This window comes from Mycobacterium heidelbergense, assembly GCF_050205645.1.
In the GTDB taxonomy this organism is placed as follows: domain Bacteria; phylum Actinomycetota; class Actinomycetes; order Mycobacteriales; family Mycobacteriaceae; genus Mycobacterium; species Mycobacterium heidelbergense_A.
In genome coordinates, this window is record NZ_JBNMQT010000027.1 from 32,734 (window position 1) to 52,353 (window position 19,620).

Annotated in this window: 18 protein-coding genes; 12 read left to right on the forward strand and 6 right to left on the reverse strand. The window is 68.4% G+C overall.

Translation table 11 applies throughout. The annotated features are described in order from the left end of the window. The first annotated feature begins 16 nt into the window (after positions 1-16). Positions 17-1,192 carry a molecular chaperone DnaJ gene (gene dnaJ / locus ACQI5H_RS22190; RefSeq protein ID WP_427081443.1) on the forward strand — a complete coding sequence of 392 codons (1,176 nt, stop codon included), beginning with the start codon at positions 17-19 and terminating at the stop codon, positions 1,190-1,192. Continuing rightward, positions 1,192-1,578 carry a heat shock protein transcriptional repressor HspR gene (locus tag ACQI5H_RS22195; RefSeq protein ID WP_427081444.1) on the forward strand — a complete coding sequence of 129 codons (387 nt, stop codon included), beginning with the start codon at positions 1,192-1,194 and terminating at the stop codon, positions 1,576-1,578. The genes dnaJ and ACQI5H_RS22195 overlap by 1 nt, the downstream gene beginning before the upstream one ends. An 11-nt stretch (positions 1,579-1,589) precedes the next feature. Here the strand turns inward: ACQI5H_RS22195 and ACQI5H_RS22200 are convergent, their stop codons facing one another. Together ACQI5H_RS22200 and ACQI5H_RS22205 are read right to left on the reverse strand one after the other, a co-directional pair. After that, entirely contained in the window at positions 1,590-2,480 is an 891-nt protein-coding gene (locus ACQI5H_RS22200) for an aldose 1-epimerase (RefSeq protein WP_427081445.1), read from the reverse strand. A gap of 9 nt (positions 2,481-2,489) precedes the next feature. Next, positions 2,490-3,662, reverse strand: a complete 1,173-nt coding sequence (locus ACQI5H_RS22205) for an FAD-binding oxidoreductase (RefSeq protein ID WP_427081446.1) — start codon at positions 3,660-3,662, stop codon at positions 2,490-2,492. A 136-nt stretch (positions 3,663-3,798) separates the two neighbouring features. On the opposite strand from ACQI5H_RS22205, the gene clpB reads away from it, so the two are divergent. From clpB to ACQI5H_RS22245, 8 genes are all read left to right on the forward strand, one after another. Further along, a complete protein-coding gene (gene clpB / locus ACQI5H_RS22210) occupies positions 3,799-6,357 on the forward strand; it encodes an ATP-dependent chaperone ClpB (RefSeq protein ID WP_427081447.1) in 2,559 nt (852 codons plus the stop codon). A 137-nt stretch (positions 6,358-6,494) separates the two neighbouring features. Next, the gene (gene ttfA / locus ACQI5H_RS22215; RefSeq protein WP_427081448.1) at positions 6,495-7,346 is read left to right on the forward strand and encodes a trehalose monomycolate transport factor TtfA; all 852 of its coding nucleotides are present in this window, start codon (positions 6,495-6,497) and stop codon (positions 7,344-7,346) included. 97 nt (positions 7,347-7,443) lie between these two features. Beyond that, on the forward strand, positions 7,444-7,986 hold the full coding sequence (gene pyrE / locus ACQI5H_RS22220) for an orotate phosphoribosyltransferase (protein ID WP_427081449.1): 543 nt from the start codon (positions 7,444-7,446) through the stop codon (positions 7,984-7,986). A 12-nt stretch (positions 7,987-7,998) separates the two neighbouring features. Then, positions 7,999-8,904, forward strand: coding sequence for a hypothetical protein (locus ACQI5H_RS22225; RefSeq protein ID WP_427081450.1), 906 nt, complete (start codon positions 7,999-8,001; stop codon positions 8,902-8,904). Beyond that, positions 8,901-9,545 carry a TrmH family RNA methyltransferase gene (locus ACQI5H_RS22230; RefSeq protein ID WP_427081451.1) on the forward strand — a complete coding sequence of 215 codons (645 nt, stop codon included), beginning with the start codon at positions 8,901-8,903 and terminating at the stop codon, positions 9,543-9,545. The genes ACQI5H_RS22225 and ACQI5H_RS22230 overlap by 4 nt, the downstream gene beginning before the upstream one ends. A gap of 51 nt (positions 9,546-9,596) precedes the next feature. Further along, on the forward strand, positions 9,597-11,471 hold the full coding sequence (locus tag ACQI5H_RS22235) for an MFS transporter (protein WP_427081452.1): 1,875 nt from the start codon (positions 9,597-9,599) through the stop codon (positions 11,469-11,471). A gap of 119 nt (positions 11,472-11,590) precedes the next feature. Further along, positions 11,591-12,733, forward strand: a complete 1,143-nt coding sequence (locus ACQI5H_RS22240) for a glycoside hydrolase family 76 protein (RefSeq protein ID WP_427081453.1) — start codon at positions 11,591-11,593, stop codon at positions 12,731-12,733. Beyond that, positions 12,730-14,682, forward strand: a complete 1,953-nt coding sequence (locus ACQI5H_RS22245; protein WP_427081454.1) for an acetoacetate--CoA ligase — start codon at positions 12,730-12,732, stop codon at positions 14,680-14,682. The genes ACQI5H_RS22240 and ACQI5H_RS22245 overlap by 4 nt, the downstream gene beginning before the upstream one ends. On the opposite strand, the gene ACQI5H_RS22250 is transcribed toward ACQI5H_RS22245, so the two are convergent. After that, a complete protein-coding gene (locus tag ACQI5H_RS22250; protein ID WP_427081455.1) occupies positions 14,644-15,360 on the reverse strand; it encodes a DedA family protein in 717 nt (238 codons plus the stop codon). The genes ACQI5H_RS22245 and ACQI5H_RS22250 overlap by 39 nt on opposite strands. A 119-nt stretch (positions 15,361-15,479) precedes the next feature. Here ACQI5H_RS22250 and fbaA point away from each other — a divergent pair, with 119 nt between their 5' ends. Next, on the forward strand, positions 15,480-16,511 hold the full coding sequence (fbaA, locus tag ACQI5H_RS22255) for a class II fructose-bisphosphate aldolase (protein ID WP_427081456.1): 1,032 nt from the start codon (positions 15,480-15,482) through the stop codon (positions 16,509-16,511). A 93-nt stretch (positions 16,512-16,604) separates the two neighbouring features. Here fbaA and ACQI5H_RS22260 read toward each other — a convergent pair whose 3' ends face one another. Next, on the reverse strand, positions 16,605-17,465 hold the full coding sequence (locus ACQI5H_RS22260; protein ID WP_427081457.1) for a hypothetical protein: 861 nt from the start codon (positions 17,463-17,465) through the stop codon (positions 16,605-16,607). An 18-nt stretch (positions 17,466-17,483) separates the two neighbouring features. On the opposite strand from ACQI5H_RS22260, the gene ACQI5H_RS22265 reads away from it, so the two are divergent. Next, the gene (locus ACQI5H_RS22265; protein ID WP_427081458.1) at positions 17,484-17,897 is read left to right on the forward strand and encodes a DUF3151 domain-containing protein; all 414 of its coding nucleotides are present in this window, start codon (positions 17,484-17,486) and stop codon (positions 17,895-17,897) included. Here the strand turns inward: ACQI5H_RS22265 and ACQI5H_RS22270 are convergent. After that, on the reverse strand, positions 17,894-18,793 hold the full coding sequence (locus ACQI5H_RS22270) for a cation diffusion facilitator family transporter (RefSeq protein WP_427081459.1): 900 nt from the start codon (positions 18,791-18,793) through the stop codon (positions 17,894-17,896). The genes ACQI5H_RS22265 and ACQI5H_RS22270 overlap by 4 nt on opposite strands. Positions 18,794-18,834: 41 nt before the next feature. Continuing rightward, complete coding sequence (locus ACQI5H_RS22275; protein WP_427081460.1) at positions 18,835-19,614, reverse strand: site-2 protease family protein; 780 nt, start codon at positions 19,612-19,614, stop codon at positions 18,835-18,837. Positions 19,615-19,620: the final 6 nt, after the last annotated feature.

Consider the following 19,620-nt stretch of genomic DNA (forward strand, 5'->3'; position numbering starts at 1 on the left):
GAGGGGGTGGCGCGACATGGCCCAGCGTGAATGGGTCGAAAAGGACTTCTATAAGGAGCTGGGCGTCTCCTCCGACGCCAGTCCCGAGGAGATCAAGCGTGCCTACCGCAAGCTAGCGCGCGATTTGCATCCGGATGCGAATCCCGACAACCCCGCCGCCGGCGAGCGATTCAAGGCGGTGTCGGAGGCGCACAACGTTTTGTCGGATCCCGCCAAGCGCAAGGAATACGACGAAACCCGCCGGCTGTTCGCCGGCGGAGGCTTCGGTGGCCGCAGGTTCGACACCGGCGGCTTCAGCTTCGACGTCGGCGGTGACGGCGCCGAGTTCAATCTCAACGATTTGTTCGACGCCGCGGGCCGAACCGGCGGCACCAACATCGGCGACCTGTTCGGGGGCCTGTTCGGCCGCGGCTCCAGCGCACGTCCCAGCCGGCCGCGGCGCGGCAACGATCTGGAGACCGAGACCGAGCTTGATTTCGTCGAGGCCGCCAAGGGCGTCGCGATGCCGTTGCGGCTGACCAGTCCCGCGCCGTGCACCAACTGCCACGGCAGCGGCGCGCGGCCGGGCACCAGCCCGAAGGTGTGTCCAACCTGCAACGGCTCCGGCGTAATCAGCCGGAATCAGGGCGCTTTCGGCTTTTCCGAGCCCTGCACCGATTGCCGGGGGAGCGGGTCGATCATCGAGCACCCCTGCGAGGAGTGCAAGGGCACCGGTGTCACCACGCGCACCCGCACCATCAACGTGCGGATTCCGCCGGGTGTCGAGGACGGACAGCGCATTCGGCTCGCGGGGCAAGGCGAGGCCGGGTTGCGGGGCGCCCCGTCGGGTGACCTGTATGTGACCGTGCATGTGCGGCCGGACAAGATCTTCGGCCGTGACGGCGATGACCTCACCGTGACCGTTCCGGTCAGCTTCACCGAATTAGCTTTGGGCTCAACGCTTTCGGTGCCCACGTTGGACGGCAAGGTGGGTGTCCGGGTGCCCAAGGGCACCGCCGACGGCCGCATCCTGCGGGTGCGCGGACGCGGCGTGCCCAAGCGGGACGGCGGCAGCGGGGACCTGCTCGTCACCGTCAAGGTCGCCGTCCCACCGAACGTGGAAGGCGCCGCCCAGGAGGCCCTGGAGGCGTACGCGGAGGCCGAGCGCTCCAGTGGCTTCAATCCCCGGGCCGGATGGGCAGGTAATCGCTGATGGCTAGACACCCCAAGCGAGACGACGCGCGGACCTTCCTGATTTCGGTCGCCGCCGAACTGGCCGGCATGCACGCGCAGACCCTGCGGACCTACGACCGCCTCGGGCTGGTCACCCCGCGCCGGACTTCCGGTGGGGGACGCCGTTATTCGCAGCACGACGTGGATCTGCTGCGCGAGGTGCAGCGGCTTTCCCAGGACGAGGGCGTCAACCTCGCCGGCATCAAGCGGATCATCGAGCTGACCAATCAGGTCGAGGCGCTGCAGGCGCGGCTGAAGGAAATGGCCGAGGAAATAGCCATGTTGCGCGCCAACCAGCGTCGTGATGTCGCCGTGGTGCCCAAGAGCACCGCGCTGGTGGTCTGGCAGCCGCGCAAGGGCCGCTGAGACTTCCTCCGCTAGACCCGTATCGAGAACTGTGTGACCGCCGGCTTGCCGGGGTGTGCGGACCGGTAGCCACCGCGGCGCAGCGCATCGGTCGGTGCGGTCATCGGCTCGAAACACACCACGTCCTCGGCGAGCGGCGCGAAGATCTGCGCCGCCGGATACCCCCGCTCGAAGTGCACTTCCAGGCGGCGCCCACCGCCGGACACGGCGAACGCCTCCCCATCGGCCACCTCGTCGTAGGCGTCGTCAAAGGCCTTGTCGCCCAACGGCTCTTCCCGCGCCGGCTGCTCTTCCGATTCGCCGGTGGGCAGGCCCTTTTCGTCGAGGCTCAAATGGCGAAGCGGTGGCGTTTCGACGATCCACTCCCCGCGGGCCACGTCAGGCAGCCGCAGATACGGATGAAAGCCGAAGCACAGCGGAACGGCCGTCTCCCCGGTTGCGGTGACGGTGGCGCGCACCGTCAGCCTCCGATCCGCCAGCCGCACTTCCACCGTCAGCAGATGCGGATAGGGGAAGCTGGCCAGCAGCCGGGGGTCGGCGCCGAAGTCCAGTTCGGCGGTCAACTCGTCGGCCGACTCCGCCGTCACCCGCCAGCCCGGGTAGGCGGCCAGTACGCCGTGGATGGGCAACCCGTTGGGATCGGCACGCACACCGTTTTCGCCCGGCGCCAGCTTCACGGTGACGTTCTCCACCGTATATGTGGTGTCGCCCAACCGATTTGCCCAGGGATACAAAATCGGAATCCCCATCGTCTTGCCGTCGGAGACGTAGGCGTCCAGCCCGCGGCGTTGCCCGAGCAGCTCGATACCGGAGTCGGCCAGCGACGTCCCGATCATGCCCGCGTCGGGCACCCACTGCGCGGTCACCGATGACGACGCGTCGTGCAGGGTCACGACATGCACGCGGTCAGCTTAACGTGACAGCGGGTCGTGCTGAATGCGTTCCGGTGGGGCGCCTTTGGCGATCAGAGCGGCCTTGGTGGCGCGGACCATGGCCGGCCCGCCGCAGATCAAGATCTGCCGGTCGCCCCAGCCGCCGTACTTGGTCACCACGTCGGGCAACCGTCCGCTTTGGCGCACGTGCAGGCCGCGCGGCGGCGTCACGTCGGGGTAGTCGGCGGCCCAGGGCGGGTCGCGGTTGTACTCGGTGACCGGCGAGACCGACAGCCACGGGTTGTGCGTGGAGACCTGCCACAGGGTGGGCAGGTCGTAGAGCTCGCAGAAGTAGCGGGCACCGAAGAACAGGTGCACCCGCGGGTTCTCCGCGTAGCGGGACATGTCCATGATCAACGCCCGCAGCGGCGCCAGGCCGGTGCTGCCGGCCACCATCAGCACGTCGCCGCCGTCCCGGTCGACGCTCAGGCCGCCGTGTGGACTGGACAATCGCCAGCGGTCGCCGGGGCGGGCTTCCTCGAGGATCGCGGTGCTGACCAACCCGCCGGGAACCAGGCGGACGTGAAACTCGATGCCGCCGTCCGGGTCGGCCGGAATGGCGGGGCTCAGATACCGCCAGCGGCGCGGGCACTGCGGAACCTGGACGTTGACGTACTGGCCCGGATGATAGGGCATCGGCCGGTCCAGCCGCAGCCGGACGACCGCGAGGTCCCGGGACACCCGAAGGTGCTCGATCAGGGTGCCGTCCCACCAGGCGGGTCCCTCCTCGGCGTCCGCAGCCCCGCTCATCACCCCGGTGATGAGGTGAAGCGACTGCGTGGCCGCGTCGTCGATCGCGTCGGTCCAGCCATCACCGACGTGCCCGCGCAGCGATGCATACAGCGCGCGATGCAACGTCTCGTAATGGGTTGACAGCACACCGTATTTGCGATGGTCGCGGCCGAGCTGGGCGAGAAAGGCCACCGGCTCCTGCGCGCGCTGCGCGACCAGCTCGCCGAACACCCAGTGCAGCGCGTGGGCGAAAGCGGCGCGCTGGGCCTCCATTTCGGGCGGGAACAGGTCGCGGATCGAGACGTCGAGGTCGAACCAGTTGGTGTAGAAGCTGCGGACGAGTTCGTTCCCGAGGCCCGGGCCCTCCGGCGCGAACGCGTCGCGCAGCACCTGCAGCGCGTCCCGGTCGTCTAAGCCCACGGACGCCGATTCTAAGTTCCGAGCAGGACGTCAACTCCCGAAGATCAAAAAGGTAGAGTTGAGCGGAACAGACTCAACCTTGACGACGTTGAACATCGCGACAAGCATTTTCACTACGTACTTGAACGGAGGTGTCGTGGATTCTTTCAACCCGACAACCAAGACGCAGGCGGCCCTGACGTCGGCACTCCAGGCGGCGAGCGAAGCCGGGAATCCCGAGATCAGGCCCGCTCACCTGCTGTTGGCGCTGCTGACCCAGAACGACGGGATCGCCGCGCCGCTATTGGAGGCTGTCGGCGTCGAGCCCGCCACCATCCGCGCCGAAGCGCAGCGGCTTCTGGACCAGCTGCCGCAGGCCAGCGGCGCCAGCTCGCAACCGCAGCTGTCACGCGAATCGCTGGCCGCCATCACCACCGCCCAGCAGCTGGCCACCGAGATGGACGACGAATACGTCTCCACCGAGCACCTCATGGTCGGGCTTGCCACCGGTGACTCCGACGTCGCCAAGCTGCTGACCGGACATGGCGCCTCGCCGCAAGCGTTGCGGGAGGCGTTCGTCAAAGTGCGCGGCAGCGCCCGGGTCACCAGCCCCGATCCCGAGTCCACCTACCAAGCGCTGGAAAAGTACTCCACCGACCTGACCGGGCGGGCCCGCGAGGGCAAACTCGACCCGGTCATCGGGCGGGACAACGAGATTCGCCGCGTCGTGCAGGTGCTCTCCCGTCGCACCAAGAACAACCCGGTGCTCATCGGCGAGCCCGGCGTCGGCAAGACCGCCATCGTCGAGGGCCTGGCGCAGCGCATCGTCGCCGGCGATGTGCCGGAAAGCCTGCGGGACAAGACCGTCATCGCCCTGGACCTCGGCTCGATGGTGGCCGGGGCCAAGTACCGCGGCGAGTTCGAGGAACGGCTCAAGGCCGTGCTCGACGACATCAAGAACTCCGCGGGCCAGATCATCACGTTCATCGACGAGCTGCACACCATCGTCGGCGCGGGCGCGACCGGCGAGGGCGCGATGGACGCCGGCAACATGATCAAGCCGATGCTGGCCCGCGGCGAGCTGCGGCTGGTCGGCGCCACCACCCTCGACGAATACCGCAAGCACATCGAAAAGGACGCCGCGCTGGAGCGGCGCTTCCAGCAGGTCTTCGTCGGCGAGCCGTCGGTCGAGGACACCGTCGGCATCCTGCGCGGCCTGAAGGACCGCTACGAGGTGCACCACGGTGTGCGCATCACCGACTCCGCGCTGGTGGCCGCGGCGGCGCTGTCCGACCGCTACATCACGGCGCGCTTTTTGCCGGACAAGGCGATTGACCTCGTCGACGAGGCGGCATCGCGACTGAGGATGGAGATCGACTCGCGGCCCGTCGAGATCGACGAGGTCGAGCGGCTGGTGCGCCGGCTCGAGATCGAAGAGATGGCGCTGGCCAAGGAAGAGGACGAGGCGTCCAAGGAGCGGCTGGAAAAGCTGCGCGCCGAGCTGGCCGATCACAAGGAGAAGCTGGCCGAGCTGACCGCGCGCTGGCAGAACGAGAAGAACGCGATCGACGTCGTGCGCGAGCTCAAGGAGCAGCTCGAGACGTTGCGCGGTGAATCCGAGCGCGCCGAGCGCGACGGCGACCTGGCCAAGGCCGCCGAGCTGCGGTACGGGCGGATCCCCGAGGTGGAGAAGAAACTCGACGCCGCAGGGCTGTTGGCCGCCGGCAGGGGCACAGCCCGCGAGAACGTGATGCTCAAGGAAGAGGTCGGTCCCGACGACATCGCCGACGTGGTGTCGGCGTGGACGGGCATCCCGGCCGGGCGGCTGTTGGAGGGCGAGACCGCCAAGCTGCTGCGGATGGAAGACGAGCTGGGCAAGCGCGTGGTCGGGCAGAAGAAGGCCGTGCAGGCCGTGTCCGACGCGGTGCGCCGGAGCCGCGCCGGGGTCGCCGACCCCAACCGGCCGACGGGATCGTTCTTGTTCCTGGGCCCCACCGGCGTCGGCAAGACGGAGCTGGCCAAGGCGCTCGCGGACTTCCTGTTCGACGACGAGCGGGCGATGGTCCGCATCGACATGAGCGAGTACGGCGAGAAGCACTCGGTGGCCCGCCTGGTGGGCGCGCCTCCCGGATACATCGGATACGACCAGGGCGGTCAGCTCACCGAGGCGGTACGCCGGCGGCCCTACACGGTGGTGCTGTTCGACGAGGTCGAAAAGGCCCACCCGGACGTGTTCGACGTGCTGCTGCAGGTGCTCGACGAGGGTCGCCTGACCGACGGCCAGGGCCGCACCGTCGACTTCCGCAACACGATCCTGATCCTGACGTCCAACCTCGGGTCGGGCGGCAGCGAGGAGCAGGTGCTGGCCGCGGTGCGTGCGACGTTCAAGCCGGAGTTCATCAACCGCTTGGACGACGTGCTGGTCTTCGATGGTCTCAACCCCGAAGAGCTGGTGCAGATCGTCGACATTCAGCTGGCCCAGCTGGGCAAGCGGCTGGCGCAACGCCGGCTGCAGCTGGAGGTGTCGCTGCCGGCCAAGAAGTGGCTGGCGCAGCGCGGGTTCGACCCGGTGTACGGCGCCCGGCCGCTGCGCCGGTTGGTGCAGCAGGCCATCGGCGACCAGCTGGCCAAGATGTTGCTGGCGGGCGACGTGCACGACGGCGACGTGGTGCCCGTCAACGTCAGTCCCGGCGGCGACTCGCTGGTTCTGGGCTAACCGAGTGTGAATCCCGGGCGCCGCCGGCTCACACTCAAAACCCTCAGCGCACACTGGGACGCCTGGTGCATGCTGTGATGGGGTTGTGACCTGGTCGGTTTCTGTATTCCAGGCCGATAGCAGATACCCTGTTGGGGATGGTCCCCCTTTGGTTCACGCTCTCCGCGCTGTGCTTTGTCGGCGCGGTGGTGTTGCTGTACGTCGATATCGATCGACGCCGGGGACGCAGCAGGCGGCGTCGGTCGTGGGCGCGGTCGCACGGCTTCGACTTCGAGCGCGAATCAACCGACATCCTGAAGCGCTGGAAGCGCGGGGTGATGTCGACGGTCGGCGATGTCCCGGCCCACAACGTCGTGCTCGGTCAGATTCGCGGCGAGGCCGTGTACATCTTCGACCTCGAGGAAGTCGCCACGGTGATCGCGCTGCACCGCAAGGTGGGCACCAATGTGGTCGTCGACCTGCGGCTCAAAGGGCTGAAAGAGCCACGGGAGAGCGACATTTGGTTGCTGGGCGCGATCGGGCCGCGGATGGTGTATTCCACCAACCTGGACGCGGCGCGGCGGGCCTGCGACCGCCGCATGGTCACCTTCGCGCACACCGCGCCCGACAGCGCCGAGATCATGTGGAACGAGCAGAACTGGACGCTGGTCGCCATGCCGATCGCGAGCACGCGCACCCAATGGGACGAGGGCCTGCGCACGGTCCGCCAGTTCAACGACCTGTTGCGGGTGTTGCCGCCGCTGCCGGAGGAGACCTCCGCCGAGGCGGGAGCGCCGGCCGGCCTTCGCAATGCGTCACCGAGCCGGCCGTTGGCTCCGGCTGGCCGCGCGGAGTTGACGGCGCGGCGCCCACAGCAAGACGTGGCCGGGCTGCTGGGCTCCGACGTTCAGGGCGCCCGCCGCAAACCCGAGCCGGTCCGCCGCGACCCCGGCGGGCGTCCGCCGCCGGCGGGACGCAACGGCCATCAGGCCACTAACTACCAGCGCTGATAGCGCGCCGGGCCGGTCGGGACCCGGTCAGTACACTGTCGCTCATGCCACGCCCCGTCGCCCGACGCTACGCACGCGACGAAGAGAGTCGGCGGTCGTGACCGGAGCTGACGAGCGCACGGAGCTGGCCGATCTGGTGCGACAGCTGTCGGTGGTGCACGGGCGGGTGACGTTGTCGTCGGGCAAGGAGGCCGACTACTACGTCGACCTGCGCCGCGCCACCCTGCACCACCGGGCCTCCGCGCTGATCGGCAGGCTGATGCGTGAGCTCACCCACGACTGGGACTACGCGGTCGTCGGCGGCCTGACATTGGGCGCCGATCCGGTGGCGACGGCGATCATGCACGCGCCGGGCCGTCCGATCGACGCGTTCGTCGTGCGCAAGTCGGCGAAAGCTCATGGCCTGCAACGCCTTATCGAGGGGTCGGAGGTCGCCGGTCAGCGCGTGCTGGTGGTCGAGGACACCAGCACCACCGGCGCGTCGGCGCTGACGGCCGTGCGTGCCGTGCAGGATGCGGGCGGCGACGTCGTAGGCGTGGCCACCGTGGTGGACCGCGCGACCGGCGCCGCGGAGGCCATCGAGGCCGAGGGCCTGTCGTACCGCAGCGTGCTGGGCCTCGCCGATCTGGGGCTGGGCTAGGCCGCGGGCGGTATGCGCAGCTTCATCGCGGTAGTCGCCTGTCTGGCCGTTTGCCTGGTCGGCTGCTCAGGGTCCACCCATCCCGTCAACCCGTACGGCGCCCAGGGCGCGCGGCTCGGCGAATCGCTGGCGCTGCTCGGCTGGAACATGTCGGTGTCGAACCTGCGCTGGGACGGCGACTACGTGCTGGTCGACGTCTCGGCTGCGGTGGCGTCCAAGGATTCGCATGCGCCGCACGCCAAGCCCGAGGACATCCGGTTCGGGCTTTACGGCGCGCTGGCGCATCCCATCGAGGCGTCCGGGCTCGGCAGTTGCAACGCCGCGGCGACCAGCGTGCACGACCTCGGATCTCCGCTGTCGGCCCCGCCCGACCGGCTGACCGGCACGGTCTGCCTCGGCCCGCTGAAGGACCACAGTCAGGTCCGCGGGATCTACAGCTACTCGCCGCGGGACCGGATCCCGAATACGTCGGCGGCCTATCCGGCGGCGTTTCCGCTGGGGATGATGCCGACCAATGCCAACGACACCGGCCTGGTCGTCAAGACCACCAGCCTGTCGGCCTGGCGCGCGGACGGAATCCCGGTCACCAAGGCGCAATTGGGCGATGCGGGGGCGTTCAACGGCAACGGCTACATGCTGTTAGGGCTGGAAGCCGACTCCGTCGCGGCCCGCTATCGCGACGACTCGGCCAAGCGCGGCGGCCCGTTGATGTTGCTCTCCTCGCCGACGTTGCCCGGGCCGGGATTGAATCCGGCCTGCGCGGCGTACGGGTCGTCGGTGCTGATCCTTCCCGACGCGTCGCTGGACGCCGTTCACGTCAACGCGTCGCTGTGCACCCAGGGCGAGATCAACGAGGCGCTGCTCTACGCGACGGTGGCGGTCGACGGCACCCACGCCGGGGTGTGGACGCAGAAATGACGGGACCCGGACCGACCGAATGGGGCCTACCGGCCGGGGGTGTCGGGCCCTGGGAGGGCGACCTTCCCGACGACCCGCGCTATGACCCAATCCTGTTGCGCGACGGCGATACTCGCAATGTCGTCGATGCCTACCGCTACTGGACCCGGGAAGCGATCATCGCCGACATCGATACGCGCCGGCAGCCGCTGCATGTGGCGATCGAGAACTTCGGCCACGACGCCAACATCGGCTCGGTGGTGCGAACCGCCAACGCGTTCGCCGTGCACACGGTGCACATCGTCGGGCGACGTCGCTGGAATCGCCGTGGCGCCATGGTGACCGATCGTTACCAGCGGCTGTGTCATCACGACAGCACCGCCGAACTGCTGGACTTCGCCGCCGACGCGGGTCTGACGGTCGTCGCCGTGGACAACGTTCCCGGCGCGGCGCGCCTGGAGGAGACGGCGCTGCCGCGCGAGTGCCTGCTGGTGTTCGGCCAGGAGGGGCCCGGCATCACCGGCGACACCCGCACGGGTGCGTCGATCACGGTGTCCATCGCCCAGTTTGGCTCCACGCGCAGCATCAACGCGGGCGTCGCCGCCGGGATCGCGATGCATGCCTGGATCAGGCAGCACGCGGACCTGACCCGCGCCTGGTAACGGGGCCGCGGCTTTCGATCGCGGCTCAGCGGGTACCAGACAGTCATGGCAGTGAGCACGCAAACCGACATTCCCCGCCGCGCCGCCGGCCCCGAGCAGCGGCCGCGCGGACAGCACCGATGGCTGGTCCTGGCGGTCATCGGCATCGCGCAGTTGATGGTGGTGCTCGACACCACGATCGTGAACATCGCGTTGCCCTCCGCGCAGTCGTCCCTTCATTTCGGCGTCGAAAGCCGGCAGTGGATCATCACCGCCTACTCATTGGCGTTCGGCAGCCTATTGCTACTGGGGGGGCGGCTGTCGGATATCGTCGGGCGCCGCCGCACGTTGTTGATCGGCCTGGCTGGATTCGCCGCCGCATCAGCGGTCGGCGGCGCGGCGACCAGTTTCGCGGTGCTGGCGGGCGCGCGCGCATTCCAGGGTGCCTTCGCGGCGGTTCTGGCCCCGGCGGCCTTGTCCACCCTCAACGTCGTCTTCACCGACGCCAAAGAGCGCGGAAAGGCGTTCGCCGTGTACGGCGCGATCGCCGGGGGCGGTGCCGTCGTGGGTCTGTTGCTCGGCGGCGCACTGACCGAGTGGCTGTCGTGGCGATGGTGTCTGTACGTGAATTTGGTTTTCGCGGTCGTCGCGGCCGCGGGGGTGCTGGCGTTGGTGGCGGCGAAAGATCACCGCGGCAGCTTGGCCCGGCTCGACTGGCTAGGCGTCATCACCGCTTCCGGGGGCTTGTTCTGTCTGGTTTACGGGCTGTCCAACGCCGAAACGCACAGCTGGAGCGCGCCGCTGACCGTCGTGATGTTCATCGGCAGCGGCCTGCTGCTGGCCGCCTTCGCGGTGATCGAGGCGCGGGCCGACGCACCGTTGCTGCCGCTGCGGATTGTCATGGACCGCAACCGCGTTGGCGCATACCTGGCCATCATGATCGCCTTTTGCAGCATGTTCAGCGCCTTCTTGTTCCTGACCTACTATGCCCAGCAAAACCTCGGCTACAGCCCGCTCAAGACCGGCGTGGCCTTCTTGCCGCTGGCCGGTGGTATCGCGGTGGCGGCCGGTCTGGCCAACGCGCGATTGATTCCGAGGCTGGGCCCCCGCCGGGTGATTCCGCCCGGGATGCTCATCGCTGCCGGCGGCATGTTCTGGCTGGCGCAGCTCGACGTCCACTCCACCTATGCGGGCAATGTATTTGGGCCGCTCCTGGCCCTGGGAGTAGGCATGGGCCTCACGTTCGCGCCTGCGATCGCCACGGCGACGGCAGGTGTTGACGGCCCCGATGCCGGCGTCGCGTCGGCGATGGTGAACACCAGCCAGCAGATCGGCGGTGCCATTGGAACGGCCGCGCTCTCAACCATTTTCGCGTCTGCACTGACCCGCTACATGGCCAGTCATCGGCCACCCAGCTCCGCTTTGCAACCCGCCGCCGCAGTGCACGGCTACACCGTCGCGTTCGGCGTCAGTTGCGGGCTGTTCCTGGCCGGGGCAGTGACTACCGCGCTGCTACTGCGGCGCGAATCCGTGGCTGAGCCGCACCACCGCGACACGGGCGACGGTGCCGAACGAGTCACGGTCGGAATCATCGCCGATCTCGAGCGGAAAATCGCGCGGCTGGAAGCCGAAAACCGCGATCTGTCAGCACAATTGGGACACCTGACCGCGGACCAGCCGCCGGTATCTCGCCCCGCGCCGCGCAATCCAATCAGATTGGACGCCAAGCTGCTTGGAGCCGCACTGGGCATTGCGCTGATTGCGGTCGCCATGATGGCCGCGACATTGCAAGGATCGCGATCGAACACCGGCGTTGTCTGGAACTGCGTCGCCAACACAAAACCACAAGCCGAGCATTACCGGCCGGGCTCGCTCAACCAACTGGCCAACGCGCCCGATTGCGAATTCGTGGGTGGCAAGCTAGTGGGTGTTCCCGGGCGCGTCTGATCCTCCCGAGTGTGCAATGAGGGTGGAGTTCGTCGGCGTGTCGCCGCCCTGGACGCACACGCAAAGCTGTCATAGCGCACTCGACTCGACGCAACCGGCATGAGGGAGGATCGGACGGTATGGATCAGCTATGGGCCAACCGGGCGGCCAGCTCCGAAGCCGCTGTCGCACAACGACACCTGAAACGGCTGTGGGCGCTGCCGGGCACCCAACTCGGAGTCGTCGCCTGGCCGTCGACCCGCAAGGACCGCCTTTTCGGCACCTGGCACTACTGGTGGCAGGCGCATCTGCTGGATTGCCTGGTCGATGCGCAGCTGCGGGATCCGCGGCCGCAGCGGCGCACCGAGATCAACCGCCAGGTGCGCTCGCACCGGCTGCGCAACAACTTTCGCTGGACCAACAGCTATTACGACGACATGGCGTGGCTGGCGCTGGCGCTGGAACGGGCGGCGCGGATAGCCGGCGTCGAACGCCACCGCGCGCTGCCCAAGCTCGCCGACCAGTTCGTCGAGGCGTGGGTGCCCGAGGACGGCGGTGGCATCCCATGGCGCAAGCAAGACCAGTTCTTCAACGCCCCCGCCAACGGACCGGCGGGGCTGTTCCTGGCCCGCTACTCCGACAGCCATCCCGACGTCCTGAAACGTGCCGAGCAGATGGGCGACTGGATAGACGCCACACTGATCGATCCGGAGACGCAGCTGGTGTTCGACGGCATCAAGGCCGGGTCGCTGGTACGCGCGCAGTACACCTACTGCCAGGGCGTGGTGCTCGGGCTGGAAACCGAGCTGGCGTCACGCACCGGCGCGGAAGCCAGGGCCCGCCACCAGGCCCGCGTGCATCGCCTGGTCGCGGCCGTCGACAAGCACATGGCGACGTCGGGTGTGCTCAAGGGCGCCGGCGGCGGGGACGGCGGACTGTTCGCCGGCATCACCGCCCGCTACCTCGCGCTGGTGGCCACCGCGCTGCCGGGAGACTCGGCCGACGACGCGGTGGCCCGCGACACCGCACGCATACTGGTGCTAGCCAGCGCGAAATCCGCATGGGACTACCGGCAAACGGTGAACGGTCTGCCGGTCTTCGGGCCGTTCTGGGACCGCGACGCCCAATTGCCCACCGCCGACGGCCACGCGGCGCAATTCGTCGCGGGCGCTGTGATGGAATCCGAGGTTGCCGAGCGCGATCTGTCGGTGCAGCTGTCCGGGTGGATGCTGATGGAGGCCGCCTGTAACGTCACCGCCGTGACGGCGGCCGGCGCGAGATGACCGAACCCGGCGGCTGGATTCCCGACGAGGCAACGCTGGCGCATGCCAACCTCACCCGCTTCCTGCGCTGGCTCGCCGCGACGGGACGCGGCGAATTCGCGGACTACCACGCGCTGTGGGCCAAGTCGGTGGCCAACATCGAATGGTTTTGGGACGCGGTCTTCGCCTACTTCGACGTCCAGACGGGCAGCCCACCGCGCTCGGTGCTGGGCAACCGTGCCATGCCGGGCACCGAGTGGTTTCCGGGTGCCACGCTCAACTACGCCGCCGAGGTCTTCCGCCACGCCACCGACGAGCGACCCGCCCTGATCGTCGTCGGCGAGGACGGCTCGAGCGAGTGGTCGTGGGCCCGGCTGGAGCGGGAGACGGCGGCGTTCGCCGCCTACCTCAAGGGTCTCGGCGTCCAGCCCGGCGACGCGGTCGTCGGATACCTGCCCAACGTCGCCGAGGCCGTCGTCGCCGCCCTGGCCGCGGCCAGCGTGGGCGCGATCTGGGCGGTGTGCAATCAGGACCTGGCCGTCGACGGCGTGGTCGCGAGGCTCGGTCAACTGGAGCCGGCCGTGCTGGTCGCGAGCGACGGCTCGAGCTACGCCGGCAACCGCATCGATCGCCGCGACGAGCTGGCCATGATCCGGCGGGCGCTGCCGACCCTGCGGGCCACCGTGGTGGTGCCGCGGCTCGGGCTCGATGTGGAACCCGACGCGGAACTGGTGCCGTGGGTTGCGGCCGTCCAAGCGGACGCCGCCCTGGAGACCACACCCGTACCGTTCGCGCATCCGCTGTGGGTGCTGTTCTCGTCGGGGACGACCGGCAAGCCGAAGGGCATCGTGCACGGCCACGGCGGCGTGCTGCTGGAGCACCTGAAGTATCTGAGCCTGCAGCTGGACCTGCACCCCGGCGACCGCTACCTGTGGTACTCGTCGACCAGCTGGGCGATGTGGAACATTCAGCTGTCCGGTCTGCTGGTCGACACCACCATCGTGCTCTACGACGGCAGCCCGACCCATCCGACGACCGACGGCCTCTGGCGGGTCGCCGCCCAGGCCGGTGTCACGTTCCTCGGCACCGGGGCCGGCTACCTGTTGGCCTGCGCCAAGGAAAAGCTGAAACCCGGTGCGACGTATCCACTGGACGGACTGCGCGCGGTGGGTTCAACGGGCTCACCGCTGCCGGCGGCCGGATTCCGTTGGGTACAAGAGGGACTCGGCCGGTGCGTTCCGGTGATCTCGATGAGCGGTGGCACCGACGTGTGCACGGCGTTCCTCGGCGGCTGCCCGATTCTGCCGGTGGTAGCCGGCGAGCTGTCGTGCATCTGCCTGGGCGCGGCCGTCGAATCCTGGTCGGCCGACGGAAGCCCGGTCATCGGGCAGGAGGGCGAACTCGTGCTCACCCAGCCGATGCCGTCGATGCCGGTCTGTTTCTGGAACGACGACGACGGCAGCCGTTACCGCGCCGCCTACTTCGACAAGTACCCGGGTGTGTGGTGTCACGGCGACTGGATCACCATCACCGACCGGGGATCCGTTGTGGTGCATGGCCGTTCGGACGCCACCCTCAATCGGCTCGGCGTCCGGATGGGCAGCACCGAGATCTACAGCGCGGTCGAGGGCCTGCCCGAGGTGCGCGACTGCCTGGTGGTCGGTGTGGAGCAGGACGACGGCGGCTACTGGATGCCGCTGTTCGTGGACCTGACGGACGGTGTGGAACTCGACGAGGAGCTGAAGTCGCGCATCGTCACCGAAATCCGTCGGCACGCCTCACCGCGGCACGTGCCGGATGCCGTCCTCGCGGTTGCCGGTATCCCGCGGACGCTGACCGGCAAACGCTTGGAAATCCCGATCAAACGGATCCTGCTCGGGGCGGCACCGGGTGAGGCCGTGCAACGCAGTTCGGTCGACAGGCCGGAACTGCTAGACGCTTTCGTTGCGTACCGGCGAAGTCGGGTCTGACTCGGGCTCCTGCTCGGCCGCGGGCTGCTTGGCCGCGCGGCGGCGACCCTTGTATCCGCGCCACGCGGCGATGAACGCCGGCATCAGCGACACGAACAGGATGGCCAGGATGATCTTTTCCAGGTTCTGGTGGACGAACGGCACGGTGCCCAGGAAGTAACCCGCCAGCGTCGCGCCGCCGCCCCAGGCGATGCCGCCGACGATGTCGAACCCGAGGAACACCGGGTAGCGCATGTACGACACCCCGGCGACCACCGGAACGAAGGTCCGCACGAACGGCGCGAAGCGGGCCAGGATGATCGCCCACGGCCCGTACTTCTCGAAGAACGCGTGCGACTCCGTCACGTAATGCTTCTTGAAGAACCGGGAATCTTCCTTCTTGAACAGCGCCGGCCCGATCCGCCGTCCGATGAAGTATCCGGTCTGATCGCCCAGCACCGCGACCAGCGCGACGGCGGGCGCCAGCACCCAGATGCTGGCGGGCGGGTTCGGGTGCGCGGCCAGCAGCCCGCCGGTGAACAACAGCGATTCCCCGGGCAGCAGCGGAAACAGCAATCCGGTCTCGATGAAGACGATGATCAGGATCCCGGGCAGCACCGCGGACCCGAAGACGCCGTTGGCGCCCAGCCAGTACATCGGGTCGAGGATGTCCGGCAGGGCCGTGACGGCGGTGTGCATGGTGGTTCAACATACCGTCGTTGCCTTTCAGGCGGGCAAAGCCGCCGCCCAGAGTGGGTGTCGAGCCCGTTCGCCGCGGTTGCGATACTGAGGCGTCATTCTTTCCGGGAGGAGTTTTCATGCCCATCGCAACGCCCGAGGTCTACGCCGAGATGCTGGGCCGTGCCAAGGAGAACTCATACGCTTTCCCGGCCATCAACTGCACCTCCTCGGAGACCGTCAACGCCGCCATCAAAGGCTTTGCCGACGCCGGCAGCGACGGCATCATCCAGTTCTCCACCGGCGGCGCGGAGTTCGCGTCGGGGCTCGGGGTGAAAGACATGGTCACCGGCGCGGTGGCGCTGGCCAAGTTCACCCGCAGCATCGCGGCCAAATACCCGATCAACGTCGCGCTGCACACCGATCACTGCCCGAAGGACAAGCTCGACACCTACGTGCGACCGCTGCTGGCGATCTCGGCCAAACGGGTGGCCGCCGGCAAGGACCCGCTCTTCCAGTCCCACATGTGGGACGGCTCCGCGGTGCCGATCGACGAGAACCTGGACATCGCGCAGGGGCTTCTCAAAGAGGCCGCGGCCGCAAAGATCATCCTCGAGATCGAGATCGGTGTGGTCGGCGGGGAAGAGGACGGTGTCGCCAACGAGATCAACGACAAGCTGTACACCACGCCGGACGACTTCGAGAAGACCATCGACGCGCTGGGCCACGGCGAGCACGGCAAATACCTGCTGGCCGCGACCTTCGGCAACGTGCACGGCGTGTACAAGCCGGGCAACGTGAAGCTCCGCCCCGACATCCTGGCCCAGGGGCAGAAGGTGGCGGCGGCCAAGCTCGGGTTGCCCGAGGACGCCAAGCCGTTCGACTTCGTTTTCCACGGCGGCTCGGGCTCGGAGAAGTCGGAGATCGAAGAGGCGCTGCGCTACGGCGTGGTGAAGATGAACGTCGACACCGACACCCAGTACGCCTTCACCCGCCCGATCGCCGGCCACATGTTCACCAACTACGACGGCGTCCTCAAGGTCGACGGCGAGGTGGGCAGCAAAAAGGTCTACGACCCGCGCAGCTACCTCAAGAAGGCCGAAGCCGCTATGACCGAGCGGGTCATCGAGGCCTGCAACGACCTGCACTGCGCGGGGAAGTCGGTCAGCTAGCCGCGATTTCGCCGCGAATGCCCGGCTGGCCGGGCACTCGGCACCGAACGCGCGGCTGGCCGGGCACTCGGCACAAACCGGAAGAGTCCAAAGCTAGCCGCTGGGGGACTGGCAGATCTCCCACTTGTCGTCGCGGTATTGCAGGTCCAGGCTGCGGGTCGAGCGCACCTGCGGGTCGTAGGCCATGAACGTGGTGACGTTCGCCTCGGCGTGTTGGCCGTTGACCACCACCTGGTCGATGCTGGCGATCACCGGATATTGCTTGGCCGCCGAGACGCGCTGGTAGGTCTCGGCCCACGCGTGCTCGTCGTAGTCCACATAGCCGTCGCGGGTGGTGCCGCACGTGATGCTGCGCAGCGCCGTCAGATCGCCCCGCTGCACGGCGACGTCGAACTGCTGGATCGTGTGGCGGACCTGATCTTCCGGCGAGACCTTCAAGTGCTTGCTGCGGGTCAGCAGCACCGTGCCCAGGATCGCGATCGCCGCCAGGGCCAACACCACGACGATCAGCGCCAGCACCAATCCCCAGTTGAATTGCCTTGCTGTCCGGACCTTTTCCCCGTCGCGTGGTGGAATCGACTGGGGTACAGCAGATTTCGGTGGCATTCCGGCGGGCGGCGTTGGCACGGGCGTCGTCGGCGGCGTTGCGAATACCTCGGTGGCGGGCTCGGGGGTGGTGGCGATGATCGCCGTCTCTTTCGCGTCGAATCCCGGTGCGGTGAAACGACGTTCGCGCTGCTGCCCCTCCGGATTCTCCGGATCGCCGGCCGGCTCGGGTTTGTTGAGCACCACCGTCTCGGTCTCGGCGTCGTTGGGGATCAGGGGCTGGCCCTCGGGCTGCTCTTCGCCGAACTCCGCGGCCCGCTCGTCGGCCGGGTCGTTCCGGGTTTCCGGCGGCTCGGACCCAGGCCGGTTCGGCGCGCCGCCGCGGTCGGGCTCGGGTGCGTTGGGCATGACGGCAGAATAGACGACATGACGCCGATGGGTGATCTTCTGGGACCTGATCCAATTCTGTTGCCTCCTGACAGCGATGCCGAGGCCGCGCTGCTCGCCAAGGAGAACCCGGGCATCGTCGCCGCCGCGCATCCGTCGGCGTCGGTGGCCTGGGCGGCGCTGGCCGAGGAGGCGCTGGCGGACGACAAGGCCATCACGGCCTACGCGTACGCGCGCACGGGTTATCACCGGGGCCTGGATCAGCTGCGCCGCAATGGTTGGAAGGGTTTCGGGCCGGTGCCGTATTCGCACGAGCCCAACCGGGGCTTCCTGCGGTGTGTGGCGGCGCTGGCGCGGGCCGCCGACGCGATCGGTGAGACCGACGAGTACGCGCGTTGCCTGGATCTGCTCGACGACTGCGATCCGGCCGCCCGCACGGCGCTCGGCCTCTAGCAGCCGTCCGAACAGTCGCCGTTGCCGCCCGGGCCGTCGATCTGAACCGTGGCGTGGTGCAACCCGCGCGCGGACAACACCGCTCGCGCGTCCTGCAGCACGCGCGCGGAGTCGGCGGTGCTGGTCAAGTGCGCCGTGCACATGTCCTTGCCGGGCGAAAGCGTCCATACGTGCAGGTCATGTACCTCGGTCACGCCGTCGACGGCGTGCAGGGCCGAACGCAGCTCCTCGACGTCGATGTGAACCGGCGACGATTCGGACAGGATCCGGAGCGCGTCGCGGGCCAGGGAGATGGCCCGCGGCAGGACCCACAGCGCGACCAGCACGGCGACCACCACGTCGGCGTACGGCCAGTGCGTGGTGACGGTGACCACGCCCGCGATCAGGACGCCCAGGCTGCCGACCGTGTCGGCGACGACTTCCATGTAGGCGCCCTTCACGGCCAGGCTCTGCGACGAGTGGGAGCGCAGCAGCAGCGCCACCACGAAGTTGGCGGCCAGGCCGGCCAGCGCGACGACAATCATCGGCACGCCCGGGATCGACGGAGCGTCCCGGAGCCGCCGGATGGCCTCCCAGAGGATGAATAGCGCGACCCCGATCAGCAGCCCTGCGTTGGCGACCGCGGTGAACACCTCGGCGCGATGCCAGCCGTAGGTGCGTGCAGGCGACGAACTGCCGCGCCGGGCCAGCACGACGGCGGCCAAGCCCATGAACACCGCCACCACGTCGGTCAGCATGTGGCCGGCGTCGGCCAGCAACGCGATCGAATTGATCAGCAGCGACGTCGTCAACTCCACGACAAAGAAGGCCGCCAGGATTGCCGCGGCCATGATCATGCGGGGGATCATCCGCGACGCGTCGGCCTCGGCCGGGGTGTGGTTGTGGCCGGCGCCCATGGGAATGCAATATATGCGCGTTGGCGCATGTATTGCAAGGGTCAGAACCAGCGGCTCCAGAACCGGGTGAGGGAGTTGCCGGCGGCCGCCAGCATGTGGGGCACGCCCGAGAGATCGAACAGCCAACCCACGATTCCGAAGAGCCATTGGTTCAGCACCGGCGCCAGCAGCACGAACAGCAGGATGAAAATCCCCCACTGCTTGGCGGGTGCCACCGCGCGCTGGGTCGCGGGGCTCAGGTGTGGCTCCAGGGCGTCGTAGCCGTCCAGGCCCGGGATCGGCAGCAGGTTCAGCACGACGGCCATGATCTGCAGGAAGCCGAGAAACGCGACGCCGGCCCACAGCACCACGTGGTTGGGGTCCAAGAACAACCGGGTGAGCGTCAGCAACAGGATCGCCAGCAGCAGGTTGGCCGCCGGGCCCGCCAGGCTGACCAGGGTGCGGCGCGTGGGCGTCATGAACCAGGTCCGCAGGTCCACCGCGGCGCCCGGCAGGCCGATCCCGCCCAGGGCGATGAACACCATCGGCAACAGCAGCGACAGCCCGGGATGGCTATAGCGCCGTGGATCCAGTGTCAGATAGCCGCGCACCGCGGCGTCGTGGTCGCCGAAGCGCCAGGCGGTCACCGCGTGCCCGAATTCGTGCAGGCACAGCGACACCAGCCAGCCCGCGATCACAAACGTGAAGACCCCGGCGTAGGCCAGCGGCCGCACGGTGGCCCCGGCCAGCCAGGCCAGCACGCCGCCGATCGCGGTCAATCCGAGTAGGGCCAAAAAGATCGGGCTGGGGCGCACCGATTCGTGCACCCGGGGAAAGCTCACCGATCG

Bases quoted from the DNA above. Each gene is read 5' to 3' on its own strand.
- ttfA (WP_427081448.1), top strand. From the start codon at position 6,495: ATGGTCCCCCTTTGGTTCACGCTCTCCGCGCTGTGCTTTGTCGGCGCG.
- dnaJ (WP_427081443.1), top strand. From the start codon at position 17: ATGGCCCAGCGTGAATGGGTCGAAAAGGACTTCTATAAGGAGCTGGGC.
- ACQI5H_RS22195 (WP_427081444.1), top strand. From the start codon at position 1,192: ATGGCTAGACACCCCAAGCGAGACGACGCGCGGACCTTCCTGATTTCG.
- ACQI5H_RS22270 (WP_427081459.1), bottom strand. From the start codon at position 18,793: ATGGGCGCCGGCCACAACCACACCCCGGCCGAGGCCGACGCGTCGCGG.
- ACQI5H_RS22245 (WP_427081454.1), top strand. From the start codon at position 12,730: ATGACCGAACCCGGCGGCTGGATTCCCGACGAGGCAACGCTGGCGCAT.
- ACQI5H_RS22260 (WP_427081457.1), bottom strand. From the start codon at position 17,465: ATGCCCAACGCACCCGAGCCCGACCGCGGCGGCGCGCCGAACCGGCCT.
- ACQI5H_RS22225 (WP_427081450.1), top strand. From the start codon at position 7,999: ATGCGCAGCTTCATCGCGGTAGTCGCCTGTCTGGCCGTTTGCCTGGTC.
- fbaA (WP_427081456.1), top strand. From the start codon at position 15,480: ATGCCCATCGCAACGCCCGAGGTCTACGCCGAGATGCTGGGCCGTGCC.
- ACQI5H_RS22265 (WP_427081458.1), top strand. From the start codon at position 17,484: ATGACGCCGATGGGTGATCTTCTGGGACCTGATCCAATTCTGTTGCCT.
- ACQI5H_RS22250 (WP_427081455.1), bottom strand. From the start codon at position 15,360: ATGCACACCGCCGTCACGGCCCTGCCGGACATCCTCGACCCGATGTAC.
- ACQI5H_RS22240 (WP_427081453.1), top strand. From the start codon at position 11,591: ATGGATCAGCTATGGGCCAACCGGGCGGCCAGCTCCGAAGCCGCTGTC.
- ACQI5H_RS22230 (WP_427081451.1), top strand. From the start codon at position 8,901: ATGACGGGACCCGGACCGACCGAATGGGGCCTACCGGCCGGGGGTGTC.